Source organism: Lewinellaceae bacterium (assembly GCA_020636105.1).
Taxonomy (GTDB): Bacteria; Bacteroidota; Bacteroidia; order Chitinophagales; family Saprospiraceae; genus BCD1.
The window spans coordinates 569,909-590,683 of the sequence record JACJYL010000001.1; the positions used below are offsets into that span (position 1 = coordinate 569,909).

General features: G+C 42.2%; 13 protein-coding genes. 8 read left to right on the forward strand and 5 right to left on the reverse strand.

The genetic code is table 11. The features are described from left to right. Nucleotides 1-107 precede the first annotated feature (107 nt). Nucleotides 108-1,058, reverse strand: coding sequence for an SPFH domain-containing protein (locus H6571_02045; protein MCB9322498.1), 951 nt, complete (start codon nt 1,056-1,058; stop codon nt 108-110). A gap of 156 nt (nt 1,059-1,214) precedes the next feature. Between H6571_02045 and H6571_02050 the strand changes: the two genes are divergently transcribed. Both H6571_02050 and nth read left to right on the forward strand, forming a co-directional pair. Then, nucleotides 1,215-2,387 (forward strand): phosphoribosylformylglycinamidine cyclo-ligase, encoded by a 1,173-nt coding sequence (locus H6571_02050; GenBank protein ID MCB9322499.1) that lies wholly within the window; start codon nt 1,215-1,217, stop codon nt 2,385-2,387. A 44-nt stretch (nt 2,388-2,431) separates the two neighbouring features. Then, nucleotides 2,432-3,064, forward strand: a complete 633-nt coding sequence (gene nth / locus H6571_02055; GenBank protein ID MCB9322500.1) for an endonuclease III — start codon at nt 2,432-2,434, stop codon at nt 3,062-3,064. A 31-nt stretch (nt 3,065-3,095) separates the two neighbouring features. Here nth and H6571_02060 read toward each other — a convergent pair whose 3' ends face one another. Next, nucleotides 3,096-5,567, reverse strand: coding sequence for a BamA/TamA family outer membrane protein (locus tag H6571_02060; protein ID MCB9322501.1), 2,472 nt, complete (start codon nt 5,565-5,567; stop codon nt 3,096-3,098). A gap of 2 nt (nt 5,568-5,569) precedes the next feature. Here H6571_02060 and H6571_02065 point away from each other — a divergent pair, with 2 nt between their 5' ends. The 6 genes from H6571_02065 to H6571_02090 all read left to right on the forward strand — a co-directional run bounded on the left by H6571_02065 (nt 5,570) and on the right by H6571_02090 (nt 16,344). After that, nucleotides 5,570-6,325 (forward strand): RNA methyltransferase, encoded by a 756-nt coding sequence (locus tag H6571_02065; protein MCB9322502.1) that lies wholly within the window; start codon nt 5,570-5,572, stop codon nt 6,323-6,325. Nucleotides 6,326-6,616: 291 nt separating this feature from the next. Beyond that, nucleotides 6,617-8,299: a S8 family serine peptidase gene (locus H6571_02070; protein ID MCB9322503.1), complete on the forward strand. Its 1,683-nt coding sequence runs from the start codon at nt 6,617-6,619 to the stop codon at nt 8,297-8,299. A gap of 222 nt (nt 8,300-8,521) precedes the next feature. Then, nucleotides 8,522-10,786, forward strand: coding sequence for an inorganic phosphate transporter (locus H6571_02075; protein MCB9322504.1), 2,265 nt, complete (start codon nt 8,522-8,524; stop codon nt 10,784-10,786). A 191-nt stretch (nt 10,787-10,977) separates the two neighbouring features. Then, nucleotides 10,978-11,460, forward strand: a complete 483-nt coding sequence (locus tag H6571_02080; GenBank protein ID MCB9322505.1) for a hypothetical protein — start codon at nt 10,978-10,980, stop codon at nt 11,458-11,460. Nucleotides 11,461-11,492: 32 nt separating this feature from the next. Next, a complete protein-coding gene (locus H6571_02085; GenBank protein ID MCB9322506.1) occupies nt 11,493-12,791 on the forward strand; it encodes a TRAP transporter large permease subunit in 1,299 nt (432 codons plus the stop codon). 154 nt (nt 12,792-12,945) lie between these two features. After that, complete coding sequence (locus H6571_02090; protein MCB9322507.1) at nt 12,946-16,344, forward strand: hypothetical protein; 3,399 nt, start codon at nt 12,946-12,948, stop codon at nt 16,342-16,344. 76 nt (nt 16,345-16,420) lie between these two features. On the opposite strand, the gene H6571_02095 is transcribed toward H6571_02090, so the two are convergent. From H6571_02095 to H6571_02105, 3 genes are all read right to left on the reverse strand, one after another. Beyond that, on the reverse strand, nt 16,421-17,116 hold the full coding sequence (locus H6571_02095) for a response regulator transcription factor (GenBank protein ID MCB9322508.1): 696 nt from the start codon (nt 17,114-17,116) through the stop codon (nt 16,421-16,423). Between the two features lie 53 nt (nt 17,117-17,169). Beyond that, nucleotides 17,170-18,204 (reverse strand): sensor histidine kinase, encoded by a 1,035-nt coding sequence (locus H6571_02100; protein MCB9322509.1) that lies wholly within the window; start codon nt 18,202-18,204, stop codon nt 17,170-17,172. Nucleotides 18,205-18,311: 107 nt separating this feature from the next. Continuing rightward, nucleotides 18,312-20,750 carry a TonB-dependent receptor gene (locus H6571_02105; protein ID MCB9322510.1) on the reverse strand — a complete coding sequence of 813 codons (2,439 nt, stop codon included), beginning with the start codon at nt 20,748-20,750 and terminating at the stop codon, nt 18,312-18,314. Nucleotides 20,751-20,775: the final 25 nt, after the last annotated feature.

Sequence of the window (20,775 nt, forward strand, 5' to 3'; positions counted from 1 at the left end):
GGGGGGACAAAATCCTGCTCAATTTACAATTTATCAGGCATAAAAAAAACCAGGTAGTAATCATTCTAAGATACTACCTGGTTTCAAATTATTGAATACTCAAAAAATTATTTTGTCGATTTTACCTTTTCAGGATTTTTCAACTGAAGTAAATTTTGCTTTTTCATCTCTTCGCCAATGTGGTGCGAAGCCACAAAACTGGTGATGGTATCCGACAACATTTCGCTACCGGCAGAAGGCGTATTAGGTAACAGGATCAAATTGGAATTGGTATGTTCTCCAATCGACTGCAAAGTATCGTAGTGTTGAGTCACCACAATAAGCGCTGAGGCTTCCTGAGAATTAATCCCCACTTTGCTCAATACATCGACAGACTCTTCAAGTCCCCTCGCAATTTCACGACGCTGGTCGGCGATACCTTGTCCATGAAGGCGCTTACTTTCGGCTTCTGCTCTCGCTTTGGCCACGATCCGTATTCTTTCTGCTTCTCCTTCGTATTCAGCGGCCACTTTTTCCCTTTCCGCAGCATTGATACGGTTCATCGCATTTTTCACATCATGATCTGGGTCGATATCCGTTACAAGGGCTTTTACGATAACATATCCGTACTCATTCATCGCCTCGGAAATGTCCCGGCGAATAGCATCTGCAATATCATCTTTCCTAACGAATACATCATCCAGCTTCATCTTAGGTACTTCTGCACGTACTGTGTCAAAAACATAGGAGGTAATCTGCTCGTAAGGATTTTCAAGCTTGTAAAAAGCGTCGTAGATCGATTCTGAGAGAATTTTGAATTGAACAGAAACTTTGAGTTTTACAAATACATCATCTTTGGTTTTGGTTTCAATAATAACATCCAGCTGCTGGATTTTCAAACTAAGCTTTCCGGCAATTTTGTCAAAAAAAGGTATTTTGAACTGGAGGCCGGCGATTTTGATGCTATGGAACTTTCCAAAACGTTCCACCATGACAGCCGTTTGCTGTTTTACCGTAAAAACACCAGAAAGGAGAATGAGTAAAATCATCACTCCGAATACAAATGGTACAGGATTCATACTTATTAATTTTTTTAGCTATAGAATTTATTAATTGATGGTTAACAATTTGCTAACACTTGCTAATGTAGTGAATTTTTTACGATGAAAGAAGGAAAATAGTCGAGGAAAGAATAAAAAGAGTGTATTTTTGCACATCTCTTTAAATACGAAATTATGTCAGATAAATATAAATATGATCTTCGGGGCGTTTCAGCCACCAAGGACGAAGTTCACGCTGCCATCAAAGATCTCGACAAGGGAATTTATCCGAATGCTTTTTGCAAAATCCTACCGGATGTTGTAGCCGGTGATCCGCTCTACTGCAACCTTATGCACGCAGATACCGCCGGAACAAAAACCAGTCTGGCTTATTTGTATTGGAAAGAAACGGGCGATTTGTCCGTCTGGAAAGGCATCGCACAGGATGCCCTGGTCATGAATCTCGACGATATGGCTTGCGTGGGTTGTATCGATGATATCCTGATCTCTTCCACCATTGGCCGCAACAAACATCTCGTATCCGGAGAAGTTATTGCCACCATTATCAATGCTGCCAATGAGTTTATTGAAAAAATGAAATCCTTCGGCATTAATATTCACATGACAGGAGGAGAAACCGCGGATGTGGGGGACATTGTTCGCACCCTGGACGTTGGTTATACTGCTTTTGGAAGGATGAAACGTGAGGAGGTCATTACAAACGATATTAAAGCAGGAGATGTGATTGTGGGACTGGCTTCTTTCGGAAAAGCGACTTACGAGGAACAATACAATGGAGGCATGGGAAGTAACGGCCTCACTTCTGCCAGGCATGACGTTTTTTCCAAAAAGTATGCTGATAATTATCCTGAAAGTTTTGACCCGAATACCTCCATGGAGGTCGTTTACACCGGCAGCAAAAGCCTTACCGATACTGTTGACATAAACGGCACCTCCATTTCAGTTGGAAAATTAGTGCTTTCCCCTACAAGAACTTATCTGCCCGTATTAAAAAAATTGCTCTCGGAATTAAAAGGCAATATCCACGGGCTCATTCACTGTACCGGGGGCGGACAGACCAAAGTGAGCAAATTTGTCCAGAACAAAAGGATTATAAAAAATAATCTTCTTCCTGTTCCTCCTCTGTTTCAACTCATTCAAAAGGAATCCGGCACAGAATGGAAAGAAATGTACCAGGTTTTTAACATGGGGCAGCGATTGGAAGTATATCTCGATAAAAAATATGCTGAGGAGGTAATCAATATTGCCAACAATTTTGGAATTGATGCCCAGATATGCGGTTATGTTGAAGACGCGGTGGGGGAGCATGTCCGCATAGAAAGTCCTTACGGCGTTTTTGAATACTAAACAGCCTTGTTTGCCGGCTCATCCATCATGCGCAATTGACTAAAATGACTAAAAAAGAAAAAGCCGCTGCCATAGCCCAAATACTGGAGGATTTATATCCCGAAACCCCCATTCCGTTAACTCATGAAGACCCTTACACCTTACTTATTGCCGTATTGCTTTCGGCTCAAAGTACGGATAAACGGGTCAATACCATAACACCGATCCTCTTTAATAAAGCAGACACGCCAGAGGAGATGATCCAACTTTCAGTGAAGGAAATCGAAGACATCATCCGGCCTTGCGGTCTCGCTCCCCGAAAATCTCAGGCTATTTGGGATCTTTCCAATATTCTTATCCAAAAGCATAATAGTCAAGTTCCTGTTTCTTTTGAAGATCTGGAAGCCTTGCCCGGGGTAGGACACAAAACGGCCTCGGTGGTGATGTCTCAGGCTTTTGGCGTGCCCGCCTTCCCCGTGGACACACACATCCATAGGCTGGCCTACCGTTGGGGGCTTAGTACCGGGAAAAATGTGGTAAAAACAGAAGCAGATTTAAAAAAATTATTCCCTAGGGAGACCTGGAATAAATTACATCTTCAGATCATCTTTTTTGGAAGGGAGTATTGTCCGGCAAGGGGGCATAACCGGGAAAAATGTCCTATTTGCAGTAAGTACGGCCGAAAAGGAATGAAATAGAATGCCTGCTAGAAGCGGTTAAAACCAGAAGCTAAAACGGATAACCCAATCCAAAATTAAAGGTGGCGTCTCTCAGGCTCCACTTTCTGGGAGATTGCCAATACCCTGAACCGGAGCCGTTCTCATTCCTGATTTCAGGGTAGGGGTTTCGCAGTTTCAGTCCCATATCGAGGCGAAAAACAAAATAAGACACATCCATTCGTATTCCCAGCCCGGTGCCAATGGCCAGTTGTTGTAAAAAGGCATCGTTATATATCTTTAGCCCCGGTTCATTATCCACACAACCATAAACGCATTTTCTCTTAAAGAGAAACTGTGAACCATAACGGCTGGTGTCGAGTTTAGTGGTCCAGATGTTGCCGATATCCAGTAAAACGGCCATATTGAGGGGGCCGATAATATTAAACCGGTATTCTGCATTTAGCTCCAACCTCAAATCTCCTTTTTGGTAAAGCCGGTTTCTGTTTTCTTTATTTAATGACAAAGGATCGAGATATCCGCCGGGACCGAGACCGCGCGGTAGCCACGCTCTTATACTATTGGAACCGCCAGATGCAAACTGTTTGACATAAGGCACATCCGAGGTAAAACCAAAAGCTTTGGCAATCCCAATATTCATTCGGGAAGCGAATTGGTTCCTGACATTTAACCTCCGTTGATAATGCAATTCACTTTCGAACCTGAAATATTGTGAAAACTGAATGTCTTTTCCTGGCTGGAAAATTTTCGGGTTGAGAGAAAATTCGTTGTACAAGGCATTTATTCCCCAAACTTCCATCCCTGCCAGTTCAAAGGATAACCCGGCATAGGTGGTTTCTCCAAACCTGTTTTGGCGGCTGGTGAAACTGTAATCCAGGTTTTTGAATAACAAACTCACAAAAACCTGTTTCCCGAAACTTCGCTTAAAAAAATCATTGGATGCCAGAATCTCATCTTCAAAATAGGGTTCGGTTTTAGGGTAAAAATAATCGATACCTATATGGTTGATGGTATATTTTTGGGTAACCGACCGCTGCAGATCATAACCATAGGAAGCGCTTAAAAGGTTGCTCCTGTACCAGTCCAGGATAAACTGGAAAGTGTACCCGGCAGAAATTCTTGTAGCTGAATTTTCCAATAACGAATTGTAAAAACTGGTATTGATCAACTGTCTTTTTTTTCCAAACGGAATATTGTGCATCCCTTGCCAAAAACCAAAATAGTCCAGGAATTTAGGTAGAAAAAGATCGGTCTGTAGGCTTGCATCAATGGTGTTCCAAAATCGGGTACTATCAAAGGGACTCACCTCGACACCTGTATTTAGGTCTATCACCATTAATTCAGCCCCGTGAAAAAGATTCCTGTTCTTAAAACTCGGTTTAAAAGAAACCCCAAAAAGATCGGCAGGAGTGGCCGAAGAATTGCTGTTGGTATAATTGACTTCAAAATCCCAGCCCATTTCCATCTTAAAGGCCGGGGTTAGTTCTATCCGTATATTCAGCACATCCGGTTCGAGCGGATCCGCCGTTTCTTTGATCCTGATAAAACGATAGATGCCTAATTCCGATAACTGACGGTGGGTCAGGTCCAGTTGTTTTTGTTTATAAACCTCACCTTTTTTTATATAAAGGGAACTGATAAGCACAGAAGGCTTAATAATGAACCGGGAATCATTGGAGATTATTCGGTAGCCTTCAATAAGGGTATCGATTAATGGAGGCGTATTTCTTACAGGGTCATAATCCGGGAAAATGACGATCTCACCGATCCTGTACTTTTTATGAATGCTGTCTTCTGGAGGCGGCAGGACTTCAAAATACAGATTGGCTTTGCCGCTATGCTGAAAAGTATCCACATCCATTTTATCGATGTAACTCGGATAAAAATAAGCGTAGCCGGAATTATTGAGGTAATCACTGACCCTCGTTTTTTCGGATTCAAATAAATTCAGGTCAAATCCCTGTCCTCGTTTTAGATAAGTGTTGGCGGCTATCCTCTGAAGGATGCTATCCACCTGCTGATCGGAACTGTGGAAGAATACCGAATCAATTTTAAATTGCTGGTTTGGGACCACATTATAATTGACGCTGATTTTTTTTCGCTTAATTTTGGTTACATAGTCCACTTCTGCATAATAATATCCTTTATGATGCAAATAATAACGCATGGCATTCGCAGTGGCCCGGGTAAGGGAATCACTATAGACAGCAGGGATTTCGGCAATATATTTACGTTGAAGCCGATCCAGGGAAGTGGTATCCTTGCTATCCTGGGTGGCGAAATAAAACCATTCACGTGGGAAGAAAAATAAGAAATTGGTATTTTCTTTTTGTTTATAAAGGTAAGTAAGCTCGTATCTAAGCGTCCTTTTATTTTCAATTTTGTCTTTGGTTTTCAGGGAAGTTGTATTTTTTTCAATAAGATATTCATCTTCCCCCAGGAATTTTGTACTATTACAGGAAGTCAGTAAGACAACTAATGTAATCAGAATAAAACTGTATTTTGCGGTCAAATTATTATTCATAAATGGCGATATCCAAAAACAGCATAAAATTCATTCAATCCCTCAGGATTAAAAAATTTAGACAAAAGTATAACAAATTCATCGTAGAAGGGGATAAAATGGTTGGGGAAATCCTCATGCAAGAAGATACTGCCATCGACTTCCTTTACGCCACCGACTCCTGGATTAAAACGCATGACCTGGCAAACAAAATATCCGATGATAAAATAGTTAAGATTTCGTCCGGTGAGCTGGAAAGAATTTCCACTCTGAAAACACCCAACCAGGTTCTGGCAATACTCGACATACCAAGTTATGAGATTGACAGCGTACTGATCAAAACTGAAATAAACCTTTTTCTCGACGATATCCAGGATCCCGGAAATTTGGGAACCATACTGCGTATTGCTGATTGGTTTGGTATTCGACAGGTGATCTGTTCCCCGGGAACAGTGGATGTGTACAACCCCAAGGTAATTCAATCCACCATGGGAGCATTTTTAAGGGTAAATACGCCGGTAGCAACACTGGAATCCATCATTAACGCAAACGACCATATGCCTGTTTTTGGAGCGGTTATGGATGGAGAAAATATTTTCAAAATTGACCGAAAAAATGAAGGATTGATCGTGATCGGTAACGAAGGCAAAGGCATATCTCCTGAAAATTACCCTTTTTTGACAAAAAAAATCAGCATTCCTGCAACCGCACAATCCGGAGCGGAGTCTTTAAATGCAGCAGTGGCCACGGGGATTATTTGTGCATTTTGGAAAAACTGACGGACATGAAATTATTTTAAGGTTAATTAGCATCATTTCATCCTATTAATTATTACGTTTGTCCGGTTTTTTTTGAAATTGGGCGATATTGCGGCCGTTTAAAACAAAAATTCTTGTTTTATTTCGATATTTGTGACGCTTTCATCATCATTTCAGGAAGTTTATTCCACCAATAATAAATCCAATCGAACAACTGTTAATGTTACAGGGTAAATTTTAATGGCAAGTCAAGCTTGCAGATTATTTAACAATAGATGTGGCCAAATTAACCACATTAAGAAATGTAAATTTATGAAATTCAAGTTATTGGTATTATTTGTGAGCCTGCTGGCAACAAATTTAATTTTCGCTCAGAGTACATCAGTTCCTGAAAACTGGTATAACCTTGATCCAAAGACGGACGGGGTTTCCGGAATGAGTACTGAAAAGGCTTATAAGGAACTATTGAAGGACAAAAAAGGCGAAACGGTCATCGTTGCCGTGATCGACTCTGGGGTCGACTATGAACATGAGGACCTTAAAGACATCATGTGGGTCAATAAAGGTGAAATTCCAGGCAACGGCATTGACGATGATAAAAACGGTTATATCGACGATGTGCACGGATGGAACTTTATCGGAGGAAAAGACGGCAAAAATGTGAACGGAGAAAACCTTGAAGTGGTTCGCGTTTATAATATGCTCAAAGCGAAATATGAGGGAAAAGATGTTTCAAAGCTTTCCAAAAAAGAAACGAAAGAATATGAAACATATAAGGATTATGAAAAGTCCATCAATGAGGAAAGGAAAAAAACAGAGCCTAAAGTGCAACAATTCGAAATGCTGGCCGGAGCCGTAAAAAATATGGCCAAGGAGATAGGAAAAGCACCTGCGGACATCACAGTAGACGATCTTAAAAATTTTAAATCTGACGATCAGATGTTATCTAATATGGCTCCGAACCTCGCAAATTACATGGCTGAAGGAGCTTCTTTCCAGGACATCATAGATGAATTGGAAGGTGCTTACGAATATTACGATCAACAGTATAATTACAATTATAACCCTGATTTCGATGCCCGCTCTATCGTAGGGGATAATATTGCTGATAAAACTGAATGGAACTATGGAAATAATGATGTAGAAGGTCCTGATGCGCTTCACGGAACACACGTTGCAGGAATTATAGCTGCAGTCAGAAATAATGGCATCGGAACGAACGGAGTGGCTACCAATGTACAAATCATGTCCGTAAGGACCGTGCCAAACGGTGATGAAAGAGATAAAGACGTAGCCAATGCCATTCGTTATGCTGTGGACAACGGGGCCAGCGTGATCAATATGAGTTTTGGAAAAGCGCCTTCTCCATACAAAGAAGTGGTGGATGATGCGGTGCGTTATGCCGCAAAACACGATGTGCTGTTGGTACATGCGGCCGGTAATGATGGCAAGGAAGTGACTTTCGAAAACAACTATCCTAATGACAAATATGCAAAGCGTAAATTATTCAAGCCTAAATACGCTGAAAACTGGATTGAAGTAGGGGCCATAGGACCGGAAATGGATGAAACCATGACTGCCTCTTTTTCTAATTACAGCCCAACCAACGTGGACGTTTTTGCTCCCGGCGAGCAAATCAGGGCTACGGTTCCCAATAATCAATACAAAAATCTTCAGGGAACCAGCATGGCTTCTCCAATGGTTGCTGGTGTAGCCGCATTATTGCGTTCTTATTACCCTGACCTTACTGCTAAGCAGGTGAAGCAGATCATCATGGATTCTGCGGTGCCACAAACACAACTCGTTGAGGTACCCGGAGACGAAGAGAAAAAGGTTTCCTTTAAGAAACTGAGTGTGACGGGGGGAATTGTCAGCACCTATAATGCACTCAAATTGGCAGAAACAGTAAAAGGGAAAAAGAAAGCTGCCAAAGGAAAGGCAGCTTCTGATTTAGGCGCAGGGATGAGCAAAGAAGGCAAGAAAGATAAAGCTTAATTGATCTTGCCAATTATTGGCTGTATTATTTAAGAAATAATTAATAAATAAGTACTTTGAGCCGCAGGATTAAGGATGAATTTTATCCTTGATCCTGCGGCTTTTTTATTGCGGTTTTTTAAAGCAGGAAAAGACGGTTAAATTTTAATGTATAGTTAACATAGAAAAGTCTCTTTTAAGGGTAATCTTACGTAAAATTGCTTTTTTATACTAAAACAGATTATGGGAACGATATTTTTAGGGTTAGTCATCGTCCTTTTTTTATTGGCAATTTCCGACCTGGTCGTCGGAGTGAGTAATGACGCAGTTAATTTCCTGAATTCAGCCATCGGCTCAAAAGCTGCAACCTTTAAAACCATCATGATCATTGCCACGTTGGGTATATTGCTGGGAGCCAGTTTTTCGAGTGGAATGATGGAAGTGGCCAGGAAAGGGATTTTTCACCCACAGAATTTCTTTTTTGATGAGATCATCATCATTTTCCTGGCCGTAATGATCACAGATGTTATTCTTCTCGATCTTTTCAATACTTTTGGGATGCCCACTTCTACCACGGTATCCATTGTATTTGAGTTGTTGGGAGCCGCTGTAGCCATTTCGATGATCAAAGTTAACGGAGAAAATCCTTTGGGATACCAAATGGGAGATCTCATCAATTCCGCCAAAGCCCTGGCCATCATTTCCGGGATATTATTGTCGGTGGCCATTGCGTTTATTAGTGGATTGGTCGCACAGTTTTTTGGACGACTGGTGTTTACTTTTGATTATGAGAAAAAACTAAAATACCTCGGTTCTGTTTGGGGAGGGTTGGCTATTACGGCCATTACCTATTTTATCCTGGTGAAAGGGGCTAAGGGTTCTGCTTTTATCTCCAATGAAACTGCGGCATATATCCAGGAAAACACCCTGAAGATTTTAGCTTTCAGCTTCGTAGCCTGGTCGGTTATTCTTCAAATTGTTTACCTGGTTTTCCGCATCAATATCCTCCGGATCGTCGTTTTGGTTGGTACTTTTGCCCTGGCAATGGCCTTTGCCGGTAATGACCTCGTTAATTTCATCGGGGTACCCCTTGCCGGATATGAAGCCTTCAGGGAATGGTCGGCTCAAACGAATTTTGCAGCCAATGAATACCTGATGTCCGGCCTTGCCGGAGCCGTGAAGACCCCGCCATTTTTTTTGTTACTGGCCGGAGCCATCATGGCGGTCACTTTATGGTTTTCCAAAAAAGCACGTTCGGTGACTGAAACAGAGATCAACCTGGCCAAACAGGAGGTGGGTTACGAACGTTTCGAGTCTTCCATGTTATCTCGTTTTTTGGTGAGATCTTTCTCCGGAATAGGAAATATATCTAAAATAGTCCCCGATGCTGCAACAAGCTGGATGAAAAACAGGTTCGATCGTACCTCACTTACGGACAATGCAGATACTCCTTCTTTTGACTTGCTAAGGGCCTCCGTCAACTTATTTATGGCCAGTATTCTAATCTCCTATGCTACCGCTCAAAAGTTACCCTTATCCACTACTTATGTAACCTTTATGGTGGCCATGGGATCTTCCCTGGCGGACGGAGCCTGGGGAAGAGAAAGTGCTGTTTACCGCATTTCCGGGGTATTGTCTGTAATTGGAGGCTGGTTTTTTACGGCCTTTATGGCATTTTCGCTGGCATTTGGCATGGCATTGCTCTTTCATTATGGAGGAACGGTAGGTATCTTCGCAATGATTGCAGTCGCTATTTTTATCATCTTCAGAACCCATGCCCTGCACCGTCGCCGGGAAGAAAAAAAAGGAGCCATGCAACATGAGTCGGAAACAGAAGACCAGATTACTTCCTCAAAATTGGTTCAAAAAAGCCAGGAGTACCTGCTTTACCTGCTCGAAAATGTAAAAATTGCTCTGGGGGAATATTTGACTGGATTGGCTGCAGAAGACCGGAAACTCCTCAAAAAAGCCTATGAGGATTTTGAGATCGTTTACGAAAAAACGACCACCCTCAAAAAAAATCTCAACAAAACGGTGGATAGGTTAAATGAATCTGCGCTTGAATCAGGATATTATTATGCGCGGGTTCTTGAAAACCTGAGGAATGTTGCCAATAGTACTTTCTTTCTCATTTCGCCAAGTTTCGAACATGTGAGCAATAACCACCGGCCACTCACGGATGACCAGCACACTGAACTTTTAAATATTAATAAAGAAATCACCGAATTCCTGGAGGAAGCCGGAATTAATATTGAGCAAGGGCATGAAGTGCCTTCCGATAAGCTGAAAAAGGAACGTGATGATATTCTGCTCGTGATTCGCGGCTGTCGTAAAAATCAGATTAAACGCATCAAACACGGAACGGTAGGTACCCGAAACAGTATGCTCTTCTTTGGATTATTAGAAGAATCCAAGAACCTGATCCTCTTTACCAGCAGTCTTCTTAAATCCCACAGAGATTTAATGGACATTGTTCTCGGCAAAAAAGTTGAGGAAGAAGACATTTAGGAAGTCTGACCGGACATCATTTTACTCCTAAAATGATGTCCGGATTAAACACCTTACTGGCTAAATCCAATGCCAGGGTTCTCCTTTTTTTCCATTCCGGTATTAAAACCATTCCCCTGGTCAGTTTATTCAATGCAATTGACCTTTATTCCAAATTTGTTCTTATTTTTGGTCAATAAAATATTACGACCATGACATCAACAGCTATAGAATTTCCCAAAACATCCCGCGTCTGGATTTATCAAAATAAAGGGCCCATTGCCGCTGATATTCTTTCTTTAGTAAAAGAAGCTATGGCAGGTTTTGCCATTGCCTGGGTGAGCCACAACAAACAGATGACAGCCTTTGGCGGAGTCCTGGAAGATCGGTTCCTGGTTCTGATTGCCGATGAAAGCAGGGTAGGAGCGGGAGGATGCTCCATTGACAGCTCTGTTCATTTCTTTAAAGGGCTCGAAGATCGGTTCGGACTGGATCTTTTTGATCGGATGTGTTTTTCCTACAAAGCAGCTGATGGAATTCATACCGTAAACAGAGATGAATTCGCAGCACTCTTTGCGGAAGGAAAAATCAATGACAACACCATCGTATATGATACTTTAGTTAATACTAAAGGTGCCCTGGACAGTAGTTTTGAAAAACCTCTCGGCCAAAGCTGGCACAAAAGGATGGTTTAAAACATTCTCCACCTAAAAAACACCCTGCAGATATGGAATTCCTGGCCATCATATTGTTCATAAGCATTTTCGTGCTTTTGCTTTATGGTTTCCCGGTGTCACTCACACTGGGAGGAATTTCGATTATTTACGCGCTGTGTTTTTTACCGGTAGAGAGTTTTGCGGCCTTGCCTCCCAGGGTAATAGGAGTTATGAGTAATTATGTGCTTCTTGCAGTTCCACTGTTCATTTTCATGGGGATCATGCTTGAAAAGTCAGGGCTGGCAGAATCCCTGCTGGAAACGATGGCCGTTTTATTTGGCCGTCTAAAAGGAGGGCTTGCCATTTCCGTGACCATCGTAGGGGCATTATTAGCCGCCTCAACTGGCATTGTAGGGGCTACGGTCATTACCATGGGCCTCATAAGCCTGCCCACCATGCTCAAGCGCGGATACAGAAAAGAATTGGCAACAGGCACCATAGCGGCTTCAGGAACCCTTGGACAAATCATCCCCCCTTCAGTGGTATTGGTGCTATTGGGGAGTGTGCTCAATGTATCCGTAGGGAAATTATTTTCCGCTGCACTGATTCCTGGACTTTTACTCGTCGTGTTGTATATAATATATATTCTTTTGATTGCCCATCTTCGTCCAGACTGGGCGCCCCCGATATCTAAGGAAGAACTCGCCGCGTTCAAAAAAGATGATTTTGCCAAAAAAGTATTTATTGCTTTTTTTCTTCCCATGCTGCTCATCGTTGCCGTACTGGGGTCTATTTTAGCCGGTATTGCCTCTCCGACTGAGGCCGCAGCAGTGGGGGCCCTGGGCGCTTCGCTGTTAACCATTTCACAAAAAAAATTCAACCTGCCTATTTTAAAGGCAGTCATGCGTGAAACGACCCACCTGACCAGTATGGTATTTCTCATTTTGCTCGGAGCCACTACCTTTTCATTTGTCTTCCGCGAAATGGGGGGAGATGTCTTTTTAGTCGATCTGATCAAAAATTCCAACCTTTCCGCTATGGTTTTTTTGTTTTTAGTCATGGCTGTGGTATTTATTTCAGGCTTTTTTATCGATTTTATTGAGATTATTTTTATCCTGGTGCCGATTGTCACCCCGATTTTCATTGAATTTGAGGTGAACCTGATCTGGATCGGCATTTTACTCGCCCTGAACCTTCAAACGTCATTCCTTACCCCGCCCTTTGGGTTTTCCCTTTTTTATCTCAAAGGAGTGGCTCCCGAAGGAGTATCCACCGCGCACTTGTACCGGGGCATCATCCCATTTGTCCTGATCCAGCTGGCATTTTTGCTGATCGTCATTTTGTTTCCCCAGATTTTATTCTGGTATTGAGAGGGGGAACTCCCGCGCCCTAAGGCTTGGAAGAAATGTTTTAAATCGCTATATTACCGTAAAAAAGAACGAATAGTTCAAGTGATTTTTATTCGGTAATAGCCGATTTTTGCTTACCTTAACTCGACAATAAAAATCAAAAAATTCTCTTTCCATGAAGCGTCTTCTCTTTTTCATTATTTTGATGATTTCAGGAAATTTAATGGCTTTTAGTCAGGTGTCTGCAGGTACTTTTTTCCAGGGCTATCAACGTGATATTCACGGTTTTCCTTTCATCTACCATTCTCCATTGCCCAACGTCTCTGAATCGCTCATTGTGAGGGCCAATAAAGATTTCAGGCCCATTGAATGGGAAACCGAAACCATCCCGGAAAATTATTCTGAGTCAACCGCTTCTTTCGTTTGGGCCTTTGGAATGGATACAGATGTCAAAAGGTATCATTTCGATCTGTACGTCAACGGAGAGAAATATTTCACCTTTACCAACCCGTCAGGCAATGAGCAGGCAAAATGGAGTGTTCAAGGCAAAAATGGGGCAATACTCACCTTCCATGTGACCATGATCGACAAATACCGGGACCAAATGGGTTTTGCAGTGCTTTCTCTTCCCCGTATGGCCTTTGTGTCAGGAGAACCAGTGAATTTAAGAATGGTCGGGGAAGATAGCGTAGACGGTAGCATCTGGTATATGACTTTTAAATCCGCCATACAGGATACCCTGTCCATCCATCAGGAAAAGGTGGTCAAGCAAGAAGAGGGGAAAGAGTTTTACCTCGCACGTTTTGATTTTACGTTCCTCGGAGAACCCTCCAGTTGTGAAATAGCGGTCAATAATTCAACAGTCCGAACCACTTTAAATCCTGGCTACAACAGCGTTGAATTAAAACTTCCAAAAGAATCTGCCTCCAAAAAATATACTGCCAAAATAAAGATCGAAAACAGGCCGGAACAGAACGTCCTGTTTTCGATGGATCCCGTAAAAGAATGGTATATCTACCTCGTGCAGCATACTCATACGGATATTGGTTACACAAGACCACAAACGGAAATCCTGCCGGAACATCTGAGGTACATAGATTATGCCCTTGATTATTGTGACCAGACCGATGATTATCCGGAGGAGGCTCAATTCAGATGGACTTGTGAAGCGTCGTGGGCCGTGAGGGAATACCTTAAAAGTCGCCCCGAAGAACAGATCGATCGATTGATAAAAAGAGTAAAAGAAGGACGCATAGAGGTGACGGGCATGTTTTTTAACTTTTCTGATATCATCGACGAAGCCGGGCTGGCCGCCCAAACCCGCACCATTCGCAACTTTAAGGAAAAAGGAATTGAGGTGAGTACTGCCATGCAAAATGATGTAAATGGGATAGGGTGGTGCCTTGCAGAATACGGAGAAGATATCGGGCTAAAATACCTCACCATGGGTCAACACGGTCACCGGGCCAGGATTCCTTTTGACAAACCCACTGCCTTTTGGTGGGAATCCCCTTCCGGGAAAAAGCTTTTGGCCTACAGAAGTGAACATTATATGTTTGGCAATACCCTTGGATTGATTTCAGGAGATTTAAAAACTTTTAAAACCAATCTTTCTGAATACCTTGAACAACTGGAGGAAAAAAAATATCCATTTGACCGGACCGCATTCCAGTTTTCCGGGTACATCACCGATAATTCACCTCCTTCAACCATCGCCTGTGAAATGGTCAGGGACTGGAATGAACAATTCGTCTGGCCAAAACTGCGGCTGGCCGTTGATCATGAGTTCATGCAATTTATTGAAAAAAACCATGGAGGTGAACTGCATACGCAGCGAGCTGCATGGCCGGACTGGTGGACAGACGGGGCCGGTTCTGCCATGATGGAAACCAAGGCCACCCGGACCATCCAGGCGGAGATGACTGCCAATAACGGTCTTATTGCTCTGGCCTCCCTGTTAGGGGCTGAATTTCCCGGAGAGATGGAAAGGGATATCAGCGATGTACAGGACGACCTGCTCTTTTATGATGAGCACACTTACGGAGCAGATCAAAGCATATCCGATCCTTTGGTAGAAAATTCGGTAATTCAATGGAATGAAAAGGCCGCGTACGCCTGGGATGCCGTAAAACGTTCAAGCCTGCTGAGAGAAAAAGCCATGGGATTTATGCAGTCTTTTTTGCCCAGGATGAAAAACCCTTCTATTGCCATATTTAATACCTTAAACTGGCCACGATCTGGTCAGGTAGTCACTTTTATTGACCATGAAATCCTGCCTGATAATAAAAAATTCAGCATCCGCGATCTGGAAGGGCATGAAATTTCAGTCCAGGCGGTGAAAAGCAGGAGTGACGGGACTTACTGGAGCCTTTGGGTCGAAAATGTGCCCCCAATGGGATATAAAATTTATGAGATCGCCGTGGAGGAAGAGACGAGAATTGATTTGAGCAGGGTTTCATATGACCTCCTTTTTGAAAATGATTTTTACCAATTGAAGATTGACACGACCAAAGGGAGCATTTCCAGCCTGTTCGACAAACAATTGAATCAGGAATTACTCGATCAGACAGATACTGTTCAATTAGGGCAATTCATATACGAAACGCTGGCCAACAGGCATCAGATGGAGCGTTTTACCTATAATAAAACGGACACCGTTTATGTGCCCCTGGAAGGACATCAGCAAGGATTGTCAGATATTGAATTTTTAGGGGTGGAAGAAGGCCCCATTTGGAAAAGCCTCTTCCTCAAAGGAAAAATTCCGGGATGCGCAGATGATCGGGGCCTGAACATGGAGATCAGGTTATTCAAAAAGGAAAAACGTATCGAATTGCATTTTGCATTACACAAAGTGGCTGTTTATAACCCCGAGGCCATTTATGTGGCTTTCCCGTTTGTTTTGGCAGGAGGAAAGATTGGTTTTGAGGCCCAGGGTGGGGTAGTGTATCCTGGAGAAAACCAGCTGGAAGGCACCTCGTCAGATTGGAATGGCGTTCAAAATTTCGCCTTTGTCAGAAATGCTGATAGCCAGATCGTCATGGGGAGTAATGATGTTCCGCTTATGCAGTTTGGAGCCATCAATACCGGACGTTTTTATTACAAACACCGTCCCGAAACGAATCATATTTACTCCTGGGTATTGAATAACTATTGGACAACTAACTTTAAAGCCAGCCAGGAAGGTGAATTGAAATGGAGTTATTATTTGACCTCCGAAGGAAGTGCAAAAAATGCCGATGCCACCCGCTTTGCATGGGCATCACGAATCCCAATGCTCTCCAGAGTCTTTACTTCTGGCGAAAAAGGAAAAAGCCCGGCTTCCGCTTCCCTGATTAACATTGCTCCTGAAAATCTGCTTATCGTCGTTGCCAGGCCTTCAGATTCAGGCAAGGGAATCGTACTCCAGGTTCGTGAAACGGAAGGAAAAACAGCTGCTCTGAGTAAAAGTGAGTTGCTCCGTACCAACAGATTTAGCGACGCCTTGGTGGTTAACGTTTTGGAAGAAGACACCACTGAAAATGCCGATCAGATCATTTTTAAACCTTTTGAAACGAAGTTTATTTTATTGAATTAAATTCCAGGTATGATTTGCTAAAACGAGTGACCGAGTATCCTGCAAAAAATGCAATTACTGAAAAGGAGTCCTAAAACTATGCTTCCATTTTTTCCATGAAATCTTTTTGGTAGGTGCGGCCAACAGGAATTTTCACCTTGCCCAGGGTAATCTCGGTGCTAGTGAAAAAGTTTATTTTCGAGAAAGGCACTACAAAGGATTTGTGGACCCTGCAAAATTGCTCACCTGGCAATTGATTCAATAGTTTCTTAAGACTTTGCTGGGTCATGTGATAAGTGTTGCCAACATGAATCTTTACATAATTATCCATGGCTTCCAGGTAAGTAATTTCAGATATTGGAATTTTAACATTTTTATACTCCACCTTTACGATAATGAAAGCTTCATCTGCTGAAAGAACCTTGTCTTTATCTGCTTCAAGAAATTTTTTCGCCTTTTGAACGGATTTATAAAACCGGTCAAAATCAAACGGCTTCAATAAATAATCGATGGCATCAAGATTATAACTCTCCACCGCAAATTTGCTGTAGGCCGTGGTAAAAATAACCGGGGGACAATCCTTAATTCTTCCAACCAATTGAATGCCCGTCATCTCAGGCATATTGATGTCAAAAAAAACCAATTCGGGTTTATGAACTTCAAGGAAAGCAATAGCTTCAAAAGGATTGTCAAATACCTTTATCAATTCCAGAGAAGGAATTTTGCTACAATACTCTTTGATGATCTCCAGCGCAATGGGTTCGTCATCAACGGCTATACATGTTATTTTCATTACTCCATTCGTTTGTGTCACGGGTTTCAGCACTTTTCTCAAACAGGGTAAGCCTAAAGATTTAACCTCAAGTCGACCCGATAGATTTCTCCATTATCCTGGATGATCAATTCATGCCGGTCCGGGTAGATAAGGTTCAGGCGTTTCATGATGTTTTTCATACCAAAGCTGGTACCGTTTGTCTCTTCCTTTTTGGCAATAATCCTGTTCTCCACGGCTAAAGTAAGGATTTGTTTGTTCACTTTAATGAAAATTTCAATAGACGATTTGGTGTTGGCGCTCACGCCAAATTTAAAGGCATTTTCAATAAAAGGAATCAGGATCAGGGGAGCAATCACCACATTTTCAGCATTGATTTCTTTGTGATAATGTAACGTGGTTTGTTTCGGAATCCTCAATTCCTGGAATCCGATATATTTTTCAATATAGTTTATTTCCTGCTCCAGGTCGATAAAATCCGCATTGGCTTCCGTTAGGATATAACGCATCATGTCCGACAAGGTGATGATGGCCTTTGGAGCTTCATCCATTTTCTTGAGCGCCATAAAATAGATGCTATTCAGCGTATTGAAAAGAAAATGGGGGTTAATTTGGGATTTTAGCAAAGACAATTCTGCTTTGGTCTTTTCACTTTCCAGATCTTTTTTCAAACGCTGTAATTCGAACAAATGAAAAATGATGCTGAAGAGCAAAATGACGAAAAACAGGATCATAGTGCCCATTCGCAGTTTCACCTGGTGTGCCGGGCGAATGCCGGACATAGGATGGTTCCATTCTCCTTCAGGAAATACCGATGTAATCCATACGGGCAAATACATATATATCAGGATACTTAACAATAATATCCCTGAATAATAAATTACCTTTTTTTGAAGAAAGTAATCAGGTATGAATTTAAAATAATTAAGGTAGTAAAAAGGGATGAGCAGGAGGCATGACGAAACATAAAAAAGTGGGGCATAATGATAAATACGATCAAAACTGTCCAGTAAAAAAACGGGCAATATGAAAAAAGTCGCCCAAGCCACTACGTGAATGATAATTTTTCCGGTAAGATTGATCCTGTCTGTTATTGGCACCTTATTCATTTTGACCATTTTATTAAATGACACAGGAGCAGAAGCCCTTAGCTACTGGTAGCCAATGCTTCTGCCCTGAAATCATTCACTAAACCCGGGGGGATCCCTATTTTTTTCTAAAATCCTCCTTCACCGTTGTTGTTGCCATTATCGTTTCCATTTTCTCCTTTCTTTTCCATTGGGTTGTAATTATTGAACCGGTAACTCAGTGAGAGTGAAACCATCGGCGCATAATTTCTCCAGCTGCGATAATTGTAAAAATTGGCATCCTCAACGATAGAAATCCGTTTTCTGGTACCGAATACATCTCTGACCTGAAGCACGGCAGAAAGCTTTTTATCAAAGAAATCGGATCTCAAGGCCAGGTTAAAGGCATAATAACCTTTGGTCTCACCCTGAGCGGTAATGGAAGGGCTATTGTAATCGTAGTCCAGCTGGAAACGAATGTCCTGAGTCAATTTGAAAGTATTATTGATCCGTCCACTCCAGTTAAAAGAACTGTTTTCAAAAGCCAACTCATCCAATTGGCCTACGATGCGATAATCGTATAGGTTTCCCATAAGATTCAGTTCCCACCATTTGAACAAGGTGTAATTGTACATGGCTTCAAGGCCAAGTGAATAATCCTTCCCCACATTGGCAAAGGTGGTCAGGAAAGTTTCTTCATCATATACCTCTAGGATACGTTCAATTTTATTGTGTTTGATGCGATAGTAGGCTTCAAGGGATAAGCTGGACTTTTCCCAGGATTTTAAATAAGACATTTCCAGGGCATCAATGTACTCCGGTTTCAGCTCTGGATTCCCCCTGCGCACATTAAACAAGTCAGACCAGGAGAGAAAAGGCTCGAGAGCCCATCCATGTGGCCTGTCGATTCGTCTGGAATAGTTGGCCATCACCTGATTTTCTTTGGGCAGCTGGTAAGAAAAATGTACAGAAGGGAAAAGATCCCAACGGTTGATGGTGAAATTCTTATTCAATTCCACTGCCTGGATATCCCGGTAGGTATATTCACCGCGCAGCCCGGCCTGGTATCCGAATTTGTTCCACGATCCTTTATAGATGCCATAAAGGGCATAAATTTTCCGGTCATAATTGATGGAATTTCCTTTATCCTGTTGAAGGACAAAATCCTGAATGTCCGTGTCGTACAGGAACAATTCCGTTTCATCCACGCTAAAACCCCTACGGAGTTGAAGCCCTGTTTCAAACATGTTTTTTGAACCAATAGGCCTTGTATAATCCAGTCTCATTTCCCAATTGTTGGAAGGACCTTTTTCTGTAGTCTGAGCCCCTGAGGTAATGGTTTGTCCTTCGTCTTTGAGTACATTTTCAGAATATTCATCTCCTTTCCGCGCCCTGTAATTGAGCTGAAGAGACAATTCATGCTGGTCATTATTAAATTTATGCAGGTAACTTCCTGTCATATTGTAATAATTTCCACTTCTTCCCGATTCATTGATGCTGAATTCATGCATAGAGAAATTGTCGGCCTCCTGGGTGGTGAGATAATCCAATTCAGAACTTCCTCCACGGTTATACTTTCCCATACGCAATCCTAAAGAAAACAAGTCCTTATCCGAAATATCCCAATCAAACCCAGCCCTGAGGCCTTGGTTATTGCGCAGTCGTTCGCTCTTTCCTTCCGAAACAATACGTGTGGAAATGCCATCAATAGTGGTGAGCCTATCACTATAACTTTCCCCGGGAAAAGGCTGATACCCGTAATCGGCACTAACATAATAATTGGTCTTTTCTCTTTTGTAATTCACCAAAAAATCACCTCCATAACTTCCGAAAACTCCGCCGTTTAAATTCAAAAGCCCATTAAACCCGAGCATACGGCTCTTTTTGGTTACGATATTGATGATCCCGCCGGTTCCGTCTGGTTGATACCGGGAGGATGGATTGGTAATGATCTCAATATTGAGGATGGTGGAAGCGGGGGTTTGCCTAAGGACATCACTTGGATCCAATACGGTGGGTTTTCCGTCGATCAACACGGTGAAACCACTGCTTCCCCTTAAAAGCACATTCCCTTCAAAATCTACCTTGATGGAAGGAATATTTTCCAGCACCTCAACAGCGGACATGGAAGCGGAAGTCATTTGCTCACTGACCGTGACCACTTTTTTATCGATCTGGTATTCAACACTATTTTGATTGGCCAATACCACTACTTCCTTAAGGGTTTGCTTGTCCGGACTAAGGCGTATTTCTCCCAGATCGACAGCTTTTGAACCTTTTTCTACCTCGATGGCATCCCGGGAAATCATTTCGAAACCAAGGAAGGTGATCTCAACAAAATAAAGGCCTGCGTTCAGGTTGGTAATTTCAAAATCCCCGTTATAATCTGAAATCGTTCCCGTTACAATACTACTGTCAACAGTATTGTAAACAGTAATGGTAGCATATTCTATAGGGTTTTTTGATTGCTGGTCAATTACCTTTCCTTTAATTTTCCCATTTGCATCCGGATCCATGGATCCGGCAGTCAGGGGAAGCGTAAGCACAATACTGAAAAAGAATAACAAAAGTAATTTTACTTTATTCATGGTGTTTTATCTGTTTTTCACAAAA

What these genes read in the sequence shown, in the direction of transcription:
- H6571_02085 (MCB9322506.1), top strand. Translation starts at nt 11,493, where the DNA reads ATGGAATTCCTGGCCATCATATTGTTCATAAGCATTTTCGTGCTTTTG.
- H6571_02070 (MCB9322503.1), top strand. Translation starts at nt 6,617, where the DNA reads ATGAAATTCAAGTTATTGGTATTATTTGTGAGCCTGCTGGCAACAAAT.
- H6571_02075 (MCB9322504.1), top strand. Translation starts at nt 8,522, where the DNA reads ATGGGAACGATATTTTTAGGGTTAGTCATCGTCCTTTTTTTATTGGCA.
- H6571_02065 (MCB9322502.1), top strand. Translation starts at nt 5,570, where the DNA reads ATGGCGATATCCAAAAACAGCATAAAATTCATTCAATCCCTCAGGATT.
- H6571_02100 (MCB9322509.1), bottom strand. Translation starts at nt 18,204, where the DNA reads ATGAATAAGGTGCCAATAACAGACAGGATCAATCTTACCGGAAAAATT.
- H6571_02095 (MCB9322508.1), bottom strand. Translation starts at nt 17,116, where the DNA reads ATGAAAATAACATGTATAGCCGTTGATGACGAACCCATTGCGCTGGAG.
- H6571_02050 (MCB9322499.1), top strand. Translation starts at nt 1,215, where the DNA reads ATGTCAGATAAATATAAATATGATCTTCGGGGCGTTTCAGCCACCAAG.
- H6571_02090 (MCB9322507.1), top strand. Translation starts at nt 12,946, where the DNA reads ATGAAGCGTCTTCTCTTTTTCATTATTTTGATGATTTCAGGAAATTTA.
- H6571_02105 (MCB9322510.1), bottom strand. Translation starts at nt 20,750, where the DNA reads ATGAATAAAGTAAAATTACTTTTGTTATTCTTTTTCAGTATTGTGCTT.
- nth (MCB9322500.1), top strand. Translation starts at nt 2,432, where the DNA reads ATGACTAAAAAAGAAAAAGCCGCTGCCATAGCCCAAATACTGGAGGAT.
- H6571_02080 (MCB9322505.1), top strand. Translation starts at nt 10,978, where the DNA reads ATGACATCAACAGCTATAGAATTTCCCAAAACATCCCGCGTCTGGATT.
- H6571_02045 (MCB9322498.1), bottom strand. Translation starts at nt 1,058, where the DNA reads ATGAATCCTGTACCATTTGTATTCGGAGTGATGATTTTACTCATTCTC.
- H6571_02060 (MCB9322501.1), bottom strand. Translation starts at nt 5,567, where the DNA reads ATGAATAATAATTTGACCGCAAAATACAGTTTTATTCTGATTACATTA.